General features: G+C 40.8%; 12 protein-coding genes. 8 read left to right on the top strand and 4 right to left on the bottom strand.

What is annotated here, in order from left to right; all coding sequences use genetic code 11:
• The first annotated feature begins 2 nt into the window (after positions 1–2).
• Positions 3–932, top strand: coding sequence for an agmatinase (gene speB, locus ATS71_RS02195; RefSeq protein WP_058403352.1), 930 nt, complete (start codon positions 3–5; stop codon positions 930–932).
• Positions 933–975: 43 nt separating this feature from the next.
• Here speB and ATS71_RS02190 read toward each other — a convergent pair whose 3' ends face one another.
• Genes ATS71_RS02190 through ATS71_RS02180 form a run of 3 tightly spaced genes read right to left on the bottom strand, consistent with a single transcriptional unit; the run spans position 976 to position 3,502 of the window.
• Positions 976–1,374: a DoxX-like family protein gene (locus ATS71_RS02190; protein WP_058403351.1), complete on the bottom strand. Its 399-nt coding sequence runs from the start codon at positions 1,372–1,374 to the stop codon at positions 976–978.
• Positions 1,361–2,383, bottom strand: coding sequence for a M48 family metallopeptidase (locus tag ATS71_RS02185; protein WP_058403350.1), 1,023 nt, complete (start codon positions 2,381–2,383; stop codon positions 1,361–1,363). The genes ATS71_RS02190 and ATS71_RS02185 overlap by 14 nt, the downstream gene beginning before the upstream one ends.
• Before the next feature lie 9 nt (positions 2,384–2,392).
• On the bottom strand, positions 2,393–3,502 hold the full coding sequence (locus ATS71_RS02180) for a YjgN family protein (protein ID WP_058403349.1): 1,110 nt from the start codon (positions 3,500–3,502) through the stop codon (positions 2,393–2,395).
• Between the two features lie 172 nt (positions 3,503–3,674).
• Between ATS71_RS02180 and ATS71_RS02175 the strand changes: the two genes are divergently transcribed.
• The 7 genes from ATS71_RS02175 (at position 3,675) to msrB (ending at position 12,361) form a co-directional block, all read left to right on the top strand.
• Positions 3,675–4,406, top strand: coding sequence for an RNA methyltransferase (locus tag ATS71_RS02175; RefSeq protein ID WP_058403348.1), 732 nt, complete (start codon positions 3,675–3,677; stop codon positions 4,404–4,406).
• A 67-nt stretch (positions 4,407–4,473) separates the two neighbouring features.
• Positions 4,474–7,878 carry an AAA family ATPase gene (locus ATS71_RS02170; RefSeq protein WP_058403347.1) on the top strand — a complete coding sequence of 1,135 codons (3,405 nt, stop codon included), beginning with the start codon at positions 4,474–4,476 and terminating at the stop codon, positions 7,876–7,878.
• Positions 7,879–7,952: 74 nt separating this feature from the next.
• Positions 7,953–8,720, top strand: coding sequence for a cell division protein ZipA (zipA, locus tag ATS71_RS02165; RefSeq protein ID WP_058403346.1), 768 nt, complete (start codon positions 7,953–7,955; stop codon positions 8,718–8,720).
• A gap of 77 nt (positions 8,721–8,797) precedes the next feature.
• Entirely contained in the window at positions 8,798–10,816 is a 2,019-nt protein-coding gene (ligA, locus tag ATS71_RS02160; RefSeq protein WP_058403345.1) for an NAD-dependent DNA ligase LigA, read from the top strand.
• Between the two features lie 10 nt (positions 10,817–10,826).
• Positions 10,827–11,348, top strand: a complete 522-nt coding sequence (locus ATS71_RS02155) for a DUF2919 domain-containing protein (protein ID WP_058403344.1) — start codon at positions 10,827–10,829, stop codon at positions 11,346–11,348.
• Positions 11,348–11,794 (top strand): hypothetical protein, encoded by a 447-nt coding sequence (locus ATS71_RS02150; protein ID WP_058403343.1) that lies wholly within the window; start codon positions 11,348–11,350, stop codon positions 11,792–11,794. Before ATS71_RS02155 ends, ATS71_RS02150 begins: the two co-directional genes overlap by 1 nt.
• Before the next feature lie 126 nt (positions 11,795–11,920).
• Positions 11,921–12,361 carry a peptide-methionine (R)-S-oxide reductase MsrB gene (gene msrB, locus ATS71_RS02145; RefSeq protein WP_058403342.1) on the top strand — a complete coding sequence of 147 codons (441 nt, stop codon included), beginning with the start codon at positions 11,921–11,923 and terminating at the stop codon, positions 12,359–12,361.
• Here msrB and ATS71_RS02140 read toward each other — a convergent pair.
• Complete coding sequence (locus ATS71_RS02140; RefSeq protein ID WP_058403549.1) at positions 12,358–13,995, bottom strand: response regulator; 1,638 nt, start codon at positions 13,993–13,995, stop codon at positions 12,358–12,360. The two genes, msrB and ATS71_RS02140, sit on opposite strands and share 4 nt — an antisense overlap.
• Positions 13,996–14,338 lie beyond the last annotated feature (343 nt).

Genomic DNA, 14,338 nt, shown 5'->3' with positions numbered 1-14,338 from the left:
CAATGTCTAGCTTGTTTGGTCATGTTGACCACTCGTTGTATTCAAACGGGATGACGTTTTTACGTCGTCCTATGGTGCAAAATATTAATGCCATTGATGCAGATGTCGTTGTATTAGGCTTACCGTTTGACTTAGCAACATCGGGCCGTCCCGGTGCTCGCTTAGGACCCGATGCTATTCGCAGAGCGTCAGTACATTTAGCCTGGGAAGACACTAAATACCCGTGGACATTTCCTTTATTTGAGCGTTTAACGGTTGCAGATGCAGGTGACTTTACTTATCCAGTCGGCGACCCAGAGTATTTTACTGCACAGCTAGAAATGGCCGCAGAGCAAATACTTCGTCAAGGAACAACGCTGTTAGGTCTTGGGGGCGATCACTTTGTAACGCTTCCGCTTCTGCGGGCACATGCAAAGATTCACGGCAAAATGGCTTTGGTTCATTTTGATGCGCACACCGATACTTACAGCAACGGTTCGCGTTTTGATCACGGCACTATGTTTTATCATGCACCCATGGAAGGGCTGATTGATGTAGAGCACAGTATACAAATTGGTATTCGTACCGACTTTGATCAATCAAAGCATGAGTTTGCAGTGATTGATGCAATGCAAGCTAACGATTTGCATGCCAATGACATTGCAGCGCAAATACGTGAGCGAGTAGGTGACTTACCCGTTTACCTAACGTTTGATATAGACTGCCTTGACCCGGCATTTGCACCAGGCACCGGCACACCTGTATGCGGTGGTTTAACATCTGATAAAGTACTTAAAGTACTGCGCGCGCTAAAAGGGATAAATATGGTGGGTATGGATGTGGTAGAGGTATCACCTTCGTACGATCAAAGTGAGCTTACCGCAATTGCGGCAGCAACCATTGCGAGCGAATTACTGCATTTGTGGACCCACAAGAACAAGTACTCACTCTAAACATGCCCCAATAATAAAAGAGGATAAAATCCTCTTTTATTATTTAGAGGTACCGATTACTTAACTGTTTAATTTCTTTTAGCCATATAAAGCTTAAGGCAATAAGTGGCACGTTGGTAGTAACTGGATTAAATGCTTCTATGAGTAAACTAGGCTGCATGACCGCAACGGCTCCTAGCAGGCCGCATAGTGCGAAAATATTTAACCAAACCAGCTGTTTATTTTTATAAAATATTATTATTAACAGCCCAAAAATAACCTCGGCAATACCCGCGCTACGCGTAATTAAATCAGACACCTGTTCAGAATAGCCTGCACTGCCAGTCATTAATTTTTCAAGAGGGGCGATATGATAAATCTTCGGGAAAAAGCCATGATACATCCAACTCAGCCCCACGATATAGCGTGCCATTTGTATATAACCGCGGTTATTTCCTAGCATTGTCTATTCGCTCCTGTGAGCTGGGGTGGCTCGATAAATATTCGAGTAAGTTATTCACCTTTTTAAGGTGTTCGTTCTCAGTGGTATGCGCACCCTGTAATGCTTCAATTGCATCGGCAAAATCGTTGCTTGAATAGCCTAAGTATTCTAATTGAGTCAATGCATAGCTGTCGGCTTCTCGTTCCATATCTCGTGAAAATCCTTGTTGAGCAAACGATGCCCCCGTACCTAAAGCGACTTCTGCAATCCCTTCTAAATCACCAAATATAACGGCAAGTACAATTGTGCTGGCGGCCGATTGTGCTGTTATGCGAACACTATGCTGGTGGACGACATGACCAATTTCGTGAAGTAACACAGCCTTTAGCGCATTGGGTTTATCGGCTAGTAAATTAGCTAATTCATCAGTAACCACAATACGGCCATGAGGGAGTGCAAACGCATTAGCCCCAAAGCTTTGGGATTTATAAAACGAAAGCCTATACACCGACTTTTCAAGTGCAAGCGCATCAAGCATGGTATTAAAATGCTGCTGCACTGTGGCTTGTTGCTCGGCAGATAACTCGGTTGGGTCTAGGGCTAATTTTTTAATTACAGCAAAACTCTGCTCACCCATTTGTTCAACAACGCTATGCGGTAGGGTGTCAACACTGTACACAGCAATTGCGGGCACAACTTTGTATAGCATTAACCACATAAAAAGTGGTGTAGCTACAATTGCCGCTATAATAGCCCATTTACTTTTTTCAAGGCGCTCTAATAGGTCGTGCTTATTGGTTTTAAAAGGCCAGCGATAATTTACATCACTTGGAATGAAGCGACTGCCATCATTAAAACGCAGTTCATCAGCAAGCCCGGCCAGGCCAGACGTGAGTGATATATCGCTTATTGCATAGCTTGAAATAAGCTGATCATCGTGGCTAATTTCAACCAGGGTATCGCGAATATTAGCGACACCCGGTTGATAATTACTTGATGCTTTGGGGAAGTAATGTCCCTGTACGTGCATAGTAATCTCTTAGGTTAGCGATAAATCAATATCAAATACATTAGCCGCTTCTTCGGCAAAGGATGACTGCTGCTCTTGCGTTGTATCGATTAAGTTTAATGCGCCAGGGTATATATCAACAGTTGTGGCCTCGGCAAGCATTTTTGATGTACGAATTTGTGTCCAGGCGTAAGCAAGCCCCAATGAAAACACAATAGCTAGCATGTTCGTTAAAAGTAAAATGGCATAAGGAATAGGTTTAAGTTCAGACTTAAACGATGCAACATCTTCAAATTGGCTGTTATTAAAAATATGATTTCGAATGGCCGCTTTCCACACTGCGGTTACTATGGCAATCATCACAACATAGGCAATCATTAATCCACCAAACATAATTCCCATTTTGACTGGGTCTTGAGCCGCTTGTTGATTTTCAACATTGAGTAAATCAAGTCCAAAAAGTCCTAAAATAGCCATAAATATCACCATAGTGATAGAGCTCACTACAAAACAAATAAGCGCTGTTAAATAGTAAGTTTCACCTTTGAGCTTTACGGTTAATGGTTTATTGCCGTAACTAATATTACTGTGAATGTAATTATCTATGCGCTTTAAAACATACGGCATTAATAAATAAAGTGTAAATACACTGGCAATCGGTAACAGTATAAAGTTAACAAAGGCTTCGCCGTAATCGCCTTTGAATGCAAAGCGCACATTACGATGACGGGTCATACGCATATTAAAGCGCAGGCCTTGGTTAATAATCCACGGCATTAAAAAAATAAAAGCGATGGCAAATAAAAAGCCTATCAGTGGAAAAAAGCTGACAGCAAAGGTGTAAATTAAAAATACAATGACCGCTAAAATACGGCCTTTTAAAATTTGCATTGGAGTAGCTAAGTAGTCAAAGCTGTGGCCATCTATACGAGTGTGCCCATAAAAATAGCGCATTGTACGCACTTTTGCCCAGGCAGAATAAATGCCCAATGTTAGTACGCTTAGTAAGATATTAACTATCCAAATACCAAAAAATTCACCGCCCTTGCCACTAAATTGCACTTTGGAGCTAGATAGTGGGGTAAGTGGTTGACCGTTAGGTTCGTTTGATTGTGAAGGGGTTGGGTGTATTGATTCCATTAAAAGCCATTCCATGTTGTTTTTTTGTTAATTTACCGATTTTAAGTGCAAAACTCAATATTTATCACAGCAATAGCGCTGTTTTTTCTCACTATAAGGTGTGTTCAAACTAGGTGATACATTTTTTATAATGAACTCTGTTATACTGAGCGGATAATTTTATGGGGCTGCTATGATTTCAAAAAACCAACTCAAACTTATTCGCCAACTTGGCCAAAAAAAGTACCGAAAGCAATATAATCAATACCTTGTACAAGGCGAAAAAAACGTACTTGAGTTGTTAAATAGTTCTTTAAACGCAGTTGTTATATTTGCTACGCAGGCGTTTATAAATGCTCATCAAAGCCGTTTTCCAAACACCCACATCATTGAAGCAGACGAAGAGGCGTTGACTAAAGCGAGCACCCTTGTAAGTAATAATGCGGCTATTGCAATTGTTGATATGCCCAAAGCCGACTTACCCAATATGAATGGATTAATATTGGCGCTTGATGGCGTGTCTGATCCAGGCAATTTAGGCACTATTATCAGAGTTGCTGATTGGTATGGGATTAAACATATTGTTACTAGCACAGACAGCGCAGATGCCTATAACCCAAAAACAATTAGTGCCACTATGGGGTCGTTTGTAAGAGTATCTGTAAGCCAAGTTGAATTACCTGAATATTTACAGACTTTAAATTTGCCAATATATGGCGCATTTTTAGATGGTGAAAGTGTGCATAAAACACAATTCAGTGGTGAGGGTGTTTTGCTAATGGGCAGTGAATCGCATGGGATACGCGAAGCCTGTGCAGGTTTAGTGACCGATAAAATAACAATTCCTGCATTTGGCGAGGCCGAGTCGCTCAATGTTGCCATGGCAACAGGGATTATTTTAGATAATTTTAAGCGACAAGCTTAACAAACGCGTGTTTTTTAAGTTAAATTGCCCATGAATAACAACAATAATAAATTGGTAAAACAACAAGATGCGCTTAAGCACTATTAAATTAGCGGGCTTTAAATCGTTTGTAGAGCCCACTAAAATACCGTTTCCAGATCAAATGACCTGCGTTGTTGGGCCAAACGGCTGTGGCAAATCTAACGTTATTGATGCAGTGCGGTGGGTGCTAGGCGAAAGCTCAGCTAAAAACTTGCGTGGCGATGCCATGACTGATGTTATTTTTAATGGGTCAACTAACCGTAAAGCCATTTCGCAAGCTTCAGTAGAGCTAATTTTTGATAACTCGTTAGGCGAGCAAGAATTAAAAAACACCTTTGCCGATAGAAACCAAATAGCGATTAAGCGTTTAGTAACACGTGATGGTCAATCGTTGTACTTTTTAAATGGCAGTAAATGCCGCAAGCGTGACATAACTGATATATTTTTGGGCACTGGGCTTGGTCCTCGCAGTTATGCGATTATTGAGCAAGGGATGATATCGCGCTTAATTGAAAGTAAACCTCAAGAGCTGCGCGTATTTTTAGAAGAAGCCGCAGGCGTATCTAAATACAAAGAGCGCCGCCGCGAAACGCAAACGCGGATCAAAAGTACCCGCGAAAATTTAGAACGTTTATTAGATGTTCGTAAAGAGCTGCAAAGTCAACTCGATAAATTGGCAGTTCAATCACTTGACGCTAAAAAATACCGTGAACTTAAAGCAACAGAGCGCACATTAAAAAGTCAAATAGCTGTTTTAAAATGGCAAAAACTTCATCAGCAACAAATAGACAAAAGCGAGCAAATAAAAAAGCTTGATGAGCAAATTAGCTTTTTTAAAACGGCCCACTCAGGGCACGATGATGTGCTTGCAACACTTGAAGGCGAAGTACAAGCTCAGCAAGATAAATTAAGTGATGCGCAGCACCAGCAACATATTACTCATACCGAGTTAACTCGAGCCGAACAGCAAAAAATCAGTATTAAACAACAAATACAATCACTTAAACAAAGCTTAATAAAATTACAGCAACGTCAAACAGACAGCCTTGATCAAAAAGCGCAACAGCAGCATATATGCGAAGAACTTGATGAAGCACTGCAAGCGGCAATAGAAAGCAGTGTAATGTGCGAAGAGCAAGTGGATGAACTGTCATTTGAACTTGAGGGACTACAGACCGCTAAGCAGCAGAGTTATTCGCATTGGCAAACACTCAACGAACAACAGCAGCAATTTAATACTCAGGTGCAGTCGCAAAGTAGTGAAATAAAGCACACGCAACAGCAAATAAACCATGTCAATGAGCAACTCAGCCAGTTAAATTCGCAGCTTGATGAACTAAAAAATAATAATATAGAACAGCAGCTGGTCGAGCAACAACGCCAGCGCCAAACACTTACTGAGGAGCTTGCAAAAAATCAAAGTGCGCTTTCCCAATGTGAAGTTACACTGACCCAACAAAATAAGCAGGTTAATAAAACTCAAGACAATCATAAAGCACTGGCACAGAAAGAAAATGAACTAAACGCCCGTATTGCGGGGCTTAAAAGTGCATTGGGGTTAGATGAAGAGGTCACTGATTTAGCAGGACTCTTAAGTCAACTAATAGTGCAAGATGGTTTTGAGCCATTAATAGAGCAAGCACTTAAGTCGCTTACACATTTAAGTGTAACAGAGCAGCCATCACCTAATAGCGTATGGCCAAGCGGTCAGTCTTTACTTAAGCCAAGCCTGGCTGATTATATTACCGCTGGCGTATACCCAGATTTACTCACACGAATTGTTTACAGTGAACACGCCGATTTAACGGTGTTAAACGATGACTATTACATTGCGGTGATGGATAAAAATGGCGCGTTGCATGGCCGTAATTGGCACGTAAACGCGGATAGCAACACAAACAACTCATTGCTAATTAAACATAAGCAACTTCACGAGTACACCCATGAGATCACACAGACTAAAAGTGAACTTGAAAAGGTAACAAGCGAACTTGAACAATACATTGCACTACAAGCAGAGCTTAATACCGAGCAAAAAGCGCTTAAAGAGGTTATTCATCAGCTTGCCCAACAGATTGCTATTTCAAGTACCCGAAGCGATATGTTCACAGAGCAGGTCACTCAATATCAACACCAGCTATTAAAAATAAAAACTCAAGAGCAAACGATAAGTGCGTCACTTTTGCACCTTAATAAGCAGCTTGAAGAACAAACAGAGCAATATGAACTATTTGCTGAGCAGCAATTTAATTTAATAGATGAAACTGAGGCTGCTAATGATGAGCGCATGCAAAGCGATAAAAACTATAGCCAAGCACTCAGTGCGCTAGAGCAATACAAAACGCAGGCTCATCAGGCAAGTTTAAGACAGCAAAAAGCACGCAGTGAGTGGCAATTAAGCCAAACAAAACTAAGCCATGCAGAGCAAGCCTATAATGAGGCAAAACAAGGAGCTGAAGAATTAGTTTTGGAAATTGAGACGCTACTTATTCCAGAAGAAACACTCAGTGAATCAATTTTAACGTTATTAGAAACGCACCAACATGGCGAGCAATTACTAGCGCAATTACAAAACGATTTATCACAAGCCAAAGACGCCTTGAATACAAAGCAAGCTAGTCTTAAAAATTCTCAGGGTGAGCTGCAAGGACTTCAAGAACAACATCAAAGATTAACACTTGAAGAGCAGAGCTTATTAATAAAGGCGCAAGCTTCACTTGAGCCATTAGATGAGCTTAAACAAAGCCTAAAAGCAGTACTTGAAACATTACCTGACGACTTAACTTTCAATGCAGCGCAAAACCAATTAACAGGTATTACAAATCAGCTAGACAGGCTTGGTGCGGTTAACTTAGCAGCTATAGAAGAGTTTGACGTTGCAAAACAGCGAAGTGATTATTTAGATAACCAGTTAGAGGATTTAACTAAAGCGTTAAATACCCTTGAAGGTGCTATTCGAAAAATTGACACCGAGACAAAAACACGCTTTAAAGCCACGTTTGATCAAGTAAACGAAGATTTTGCGCTGCTGTTTCCTAAAGTTTTTGGCGGCGGTAGTGCGTATTTGGAATTAACCAGTGACGATTTACTTGAAAGTGGTGTTAGTATAATGGCACGGCCGCCAGGTAAGAAAAATTCAACCATTCACTTGTTAAGTGGTGGAGAAAAAGCGCTGACGGCATTATCATTAGTGTTTTCTATATTCAGGCTAAATCCAGCGCCATTTTGTATGCTGGATGAAGTTGACGCGCCATTAGATGACGCAAACGTTGTACGCTTTTGCCGTTTGGTAGAAGAAATGTCACAATCAGTGCAATTTATTTATATAAGCCATAACAAAATTGCAATGGAGATGGCGGGTCGTTTAACCGGTGTTACCATGGCAGAGCCGGGGGTATCACGAATGGTTGCTGTAGATATTGAACAAGCGGTGCAACTTGCACACGCATAAATTTTTATAACACGTGTATTAGTTTTTTATTACTATACAGAGTTTAGGCATAACAAATAATAAAAGGTGAGGGGATGGCCGAACAATTAAGATGGGTTTTAATCATTATCAGTGTGATTGTCATTGGTGGCTTATTAGTCCATGGTTTATGGTCTGTAAGAAAAAAAGACAGCCCAGATACGTCTGTTAAAGAACGGGTTGAACCACTCCAAGAAAGCCCCGCAGCTTCATCTCATTCGTATAGTCAAAAAACTGAGCAAAAAGAACCGGTTATTAGTGAGCGTGACGAGCCACAGTTAGGGGAACTTAACTTTGATGCTAATGAGCCTCAAATAGAGTCTAGCGTGCCAGAGGTGCCTATTGAGGACGATCTAAGTGTTGTTGATGATTTAGAGTCGGTTGAGCAAACTGATCAACAACCACAAGAGCCAGTACCGGATTTTGTTATTGTACATATACAAATGCCTGAAGGGTTAACTATGCAAGGCAGCAAGTTATTACCCGCTGTAAATACGCTCGGTTTTAAATACTCAGAGGAAGGCTTTTTTAACCGTCATTTAGACCCTGCTGGCCAAGGGCCTGTGCTGTTTAGATTGGTTAATATGTACAACCCAGGGACGTTCGATATAGATAATATGGAACAGTTTAGCACCGCTGGGGTCAGCTTATTCATGACCTTACCGTGTGACGGCGACGGGTTAGCAGCGTTTAATATGTTGCACAGTGCGGCTAAAAAAATAGCCGACGAATTCGGCGCGCATATATTAGACGCAGAGCGCGAAGAAATGAGTGTTGAGCGTGTAAGACAGTATGTTGAGCAGGTTCGTGCTTTTTCAGCGTAACAATTTGTAATATATAATTTTTATAAGCCACTGGGCGATATCGTCAAAGTGGCTTTTTTATGTTTTTTGAGGTTTAAATGTCTAGCAGCATTAGTGAGCAAATTAATCATCTTCGTACCCTATTAGAGCAGCACAATTACAATTATTATGTGCTTGATACCCCAAGCATTCCAGATGCTGAATACGATAGGCTATTACGCGAACTCAGTGCGCTTGAAACACAAAACCCTGAATTTTTATCTGCCGATTCACCGACTCAAAAAGTAGGTGGCGCAGCGCTTAGCAAGTTTGAGCAAGTCGCCCACCAAGTGCCCATGCTATCGCTCGATAATGCGTTTAGCGAAGACGAATTTACAGGCTTTAATCGCCGAATCAAAGAGCGCTTAATGAGCACCGATGAGCTTACTTTTTGCTGTGAGCCCAAGTTAGATGGCTTGGCTGTGTCGATCATTTATCGTGATGGGGTGTTGGTACAAGCTGCAACGCGGGGTGATGGCTTTACTGGTGAGAATATCACTCAAAATGTAAAAACAATTCGTAACGTGCCTCTTAAATTACGTGGAGACTTCCCGAAAGAGCTTGAAGTGCGTGGCGAGGTATTCATGGATAGCGCAGGGTTTGAAAAGCTCAATAGTGAAGCGCAAAAGCGTGGCGAAAAAGTATTTGTAAACCCACGTAATGCAGCCGCAGGTAGCTTGCGTCAACTAGACTCTAAAATCACCGCCAAACGCCCACTGATGTTTTATGCATACAGCACTGGTTTGGTTGCCGATGGCTCAATTCCTGATGATCATTTTCAGCAATTAGAAAAGCTAACTGATTGGGGTTTACCCCTTTGCCCAGAAACAAAGCTGGTGGAAGGGCCACAAGCTGCTTTAGATTACTATGGTGATATTTTAACGCGTCGTAGTGAGCTTAAATATGAAATTGATGGCGTGGTAATAAAAGTTAATAATAAAGCCTTACAAGAGCGTTTGGGCTTTGTGGCGCGTGCGCCTCGTTGGGCTATTGCTTATAAGTTTCCGGCGCAAGAAGAAGTTACTCAACTACTTGATGTAGAGTTTCAAGTTGGGCGCACGGGTGCAATTACGCCTGTTGCTCGTTTAGAGCCTGTATTTGTAGGCGGTGTAACGGTGTCTAATGCAACGCTTCACAACGGTGATGAAATTGCTCGCTTAGGTGTTAAAGTTGGTGATACGGTGATTATTCGCCGTGCTGGCGATGTAATTCCGCAAATAACGCAGGTAGTGCTCGATCGCAGACCCGCAGATGCAAGAGATATTGTGTTTCCATCAGCTTGCCCAATTTGTGATTCCCATGTAGAAAAAGTCGAAGGTGAAGCTGTAGCTCGTTGTACTGGCGGTTTAGTGTGCCCGGCACAGCGTAAGCAAGCTATAAAGCATTTTGCATCTCGCAAAGCATTAGATATTGATGGCCTTGGCGATAAAATTGTTGATCAATTAGTGGACCGTGAGCTTATAAAAACACCCGCTGATTTATTTATACTAAAACAAGGCCATTTTGAATCACTCGAACGCATGGGGCCAAAATCGGCTAAAAATTTAGTCACTGCTTTAAACGAAGCAAAAGCCACCACGCTTGCTAAATTTTTATATTCATTGGGTATACGAGAGGCAGGTGAGGCAACGGCACAAAATTTAGCAAATCACTTTTTAACGCTTGAGAATATTATTAGTGCCAGTGTCGATAGCCTGACACAAGTAAGCGATGTAGGTGATATTGTGGCATCGCATGTGCGAGGTTTTTTTGACGAAGAGCACAATTTAGCGGTCGTCAATGCGCTTATTGAGCAAGGCATACATTGGCCTGCGCTGAGTGCACCATCGAAGGATGACCAACCGCTAGCAGGGCTTACTTATGTACTTACAGGTACGCTTAACACACTTAATCGCAATGATGCAAAAGCGCGCTTACAACAGCTAGGTGCGAAGGTGTCAGGCAGTGTATCTGCTAAAACCGATGCCTTAGTAGCGGGTGAAAAAGCGGGCTCTAAACTCACAAAAGCTCAAGATTTAGGAATAGATGTCCTGACAGAGGATGATTTAATCGAGCTGCTTAAAAAGCATAACGGCTAGGGAAGTAGTAATGAGCCGATACGGACCCCAATACTGGGATAAATACGGGAGTTATCGTACGCCTGTTGCGTTTCACTTAAGTGTAGTGGTGTTGCTGCGTGCTTATTTTATTTGGGTTTTTGCTGCACTAAGCCGCCGACCAGAGCTTGACTTAATGTCGTTATTTTTTAGATCTAAAAGCGACTTTTTTATTGCCATTGCTATTGGCAGTATTGCGATAATTCCTACATTGTTTTTTTGTTTGCGCCGTCCACGTGATTCACATAAAGCCACTGACCGGTTGGCAAGTATTTGGCGGCATATGCGCTGGCCATTAATTGTTTGTGCGCTGATAGATTTAACATGGTTAATAGTACAAGCGGCAAATAGCCATTATCGGTTTTCGCTTTTTTTAGCAGTGCAAATGGTTATTGTGTTTTGGGTGCTTTGGTATTTAGTTAAAAGTCGGTATTTAACTGTGTTTTTTAAAGATTGGCCTGAGCCAACAGAAAAAGCATCAGATGAAAAAAAACAGCTTAAAAAGGATTCATAGTGGACGCAGTAAACAAAAAAATAGCATTAATAATTGCAATTATTGGTTTTGTGCTTGTTGGTTTAATGCTTGCCTATGAGTTATCAGACGTTATGTGGTTTAAAGTGCTGATAGGTGTATGGGTGTTTGTGTTTTGTTCTAGCATGTATAGGCTTACTCCATTATTTAAAGCGCGAAACCGCTTAGAGCATTTTGTTCAACGCGATGCGCAGCACTTATTAGTGTTTAGCTTAATGGGCTTTTTTGATAAAAAACATGGTCCTAATTGGCTGGTTATACAAAGTATTGAGCGCGTAGTAAGCAAAGATGATGAGCTTATTATTTGTAGCAATAATGATCGGCAACTAAGCGTTAGCTTACCAGTTAAAAAAGCGGAGTTAGAGGCGTTCATGCAGCGGATTTTTACTACTGCGGAAAAGCAAACGATTACCTTTGAGCAAGCTTGATCGAGGCATCATTTCACCACGTAATAAAGGTGTAGTTATATAAGTTGATCTTTGATTTATAAACGTTAATTATCCAGAGCTCAGATTATTTACCCTATTCGTAATACAGGTTTTCATGAGGTTACTATGTTGAAATGGAACGATGTGATTAATTTTGCCAAAAATGGCAATCCGACACCCAGTAAAAAAGTCACTAAAACAGATGAACAATGGCGTAAACAATTATCAGAAAACGAATACTATGTAACGCGTATGAAAGGAACAGAGCGCCCTGATATGTCTGGTAGTTGTACATTGTTAGAGCCCGGTAAATATGTGTGTGTGTGTTGTGATAATTTATTGTTTGATGCTGACGAAAAGTTTGAAAGCGGAACTGGCTGGCCTTCATTTACTCAGCCGGCAAGTATAGAAGCAATTGGCTATGTACGTGATGTTAGCCATGGCATGGAGCGTGTTGAGGTTGTATGCAATGTGTGTGATGCGCATTTAGGGCATATATTTCCAGATGGCCCATTACCAACGGGCCTTAGATACTGCGTTAATGGCGCTGCAATGAAAAAGCTTTAGTCTTTGAGGTTTAGCTTCATCTCTTTTGCTTGATTCATAATTTTATCTAAACGCTGCGCTTGATCGGCAGGCAAATCGGATTTGTCTAATAAGGTGTAGCACTTTTTAGCAAGCCCGATATTCAATGAACTGCCACTTTGTTTGGTTGAATCAAATAAGCATTGTAATAAATTAAGTGCAATGCTTTGATTCCGTGGCATCACTCTGAACGCATGTGTGAATGCTTCTAGTGCTGTATTCAATTGGCCTTTGTTAAACTGGGTCACAGCATGGTTATTAAGTTCTTTTGGCCCCATTTTAATATCACGTCGTTCACTTTGCTGTTGCTGTATATAACGTAAATAGGTGGGTTCGCTCGTAGTCGGGTGTCTTTCACAATGATTAATTATTTGCGTGAATAACATTTGTGCTTTTTGATGAAACCCTAGCTCATGAAAGGCTTTTGCTTTATCAAGTGCGCCATCGACTGAACGGATTATTGAGTCGTCATCTTCTAATTGCTCAATGAGCTTCTTAGCTTTTTGATGTTCATCTTTTAAATAATGAAGCCGCGCATTAAGCACATCAATTTGCGATTGATTAGTGCTGTTAGGAAATTGGGTTTTTAAATCGTTTATATATTTATTTGTTTGCCTAGAAATGCGCTGCACCTGATCGGTTTGATCTGTCGTTAATGCAAAGTCAATTCCTGCTCGAGCCGCATTTAAGTAAATATCGGGATGATCGTAAATAGAGTGCTTAGCAAAGTTTGCTATATCTTTTTGTGTTAGGTAATTTTTTTCGTAGTCGTGATTAATTAACGAGACCGTGCTTAGCGATTTTTGACGCGATATATTTCGTGGCGCAATTGTGGCTGCTTGGCTCAAAAAGTCTTGGGCCAATTCAAATTGATTCAGTTTAATTTCTAACCGGCCAAGTAAGTCTAATGCAACAAGACGGGTTTCTTGACGTCCTAGCATGGTTTTTAACATGCGTTGCGCCAAAATATGCTCGTTATTGGCTATAAGCGCTTCTACTAGCCCCACTTTAGCCCAGGCGAATTTTTGAATATCGAGCACAGATTTAAAAAAGTCTTTGGCCTCTTGGGCGCGTTTTAACCGAAGAAGAGCATCACCTTTCAGACGAAGTAGAATAGGGCTGTAATTATTGTCTTTTCTTTCAAGTGCCGCATTAATATATTTTATGGCTTTTGAGTCGTTACCATCATCGATGAGCGTGTGTACGGTTTGAAGATCGTGTTTACGCTTTAATATACGTTCAATTCGGGTCTTTAGTTCTTGCGCTGTAAAAGGCTTAACCAAAAAGTCATCGGGTTGAAGCTCAAGTACACTGTGTACTAATGAACCACTTGTTTCAGCTGAAATAAAGATAAAGCCAGTAGAGTTTTTTATGAGTTGTTTAACTCTTAGCTCTTCGTATAACTGGTAACCGTCTTGGTGTTTATTTAAGTTGAAGGAACACACAATTAAATCGAACGATTCACTTAAACATTGCTCTTTTGCTGAATTGGCATGATCAGCAAAGCTCAACTGCCGAAAGCCAAGTCTTTCTAACGATTGTTTCATATAGCTTTGAGCAAGTGGCTGCTCTTCGACTATTAGTATTTTGGCTTTTGAAAATATCTTAGTTGGCATTGGCTTAAGCGTTATCACTTTTAACACAGACTATAATCAACAGTTTAGCTGCTTACAAGGGAATTTAAATGTTAGCTGTATTTATTAGGTAATTAGGTTTAACTAATACGTTTATATGGTCATAAAGTGTCATTTTTATTCAGTGCTGTAATGGCGGGTTATATTCTCATTTGAATAGGGATTAAATATTAGGCTGTGGTGATTAAATTATTATGCCTAAAGGGCAGTGATGCTCTTTTTTCTGATAACTAAGTTAATTATGCAAATAGGCATATATAAAAAAGTAAAAAATAATTCAGAGTAGATATTAAAGAGGTAGTTATATGTGGTGGGTGATACTGGA

Source organism: Pseudoalteromonas sp. H71 (assembly GCF_001468485.1).
Lineage (GTDB): Bacteria > Pseudomonadota > Gammaproteobacteria > Enterobacterales > Alteromonadaceae > Pseudoalteromonas.
The sequence above is the reverse complement of the archived record's forward strand: the minus strand, read 5'-3'. Positions and strand labels throughout refer to the sequence as shown.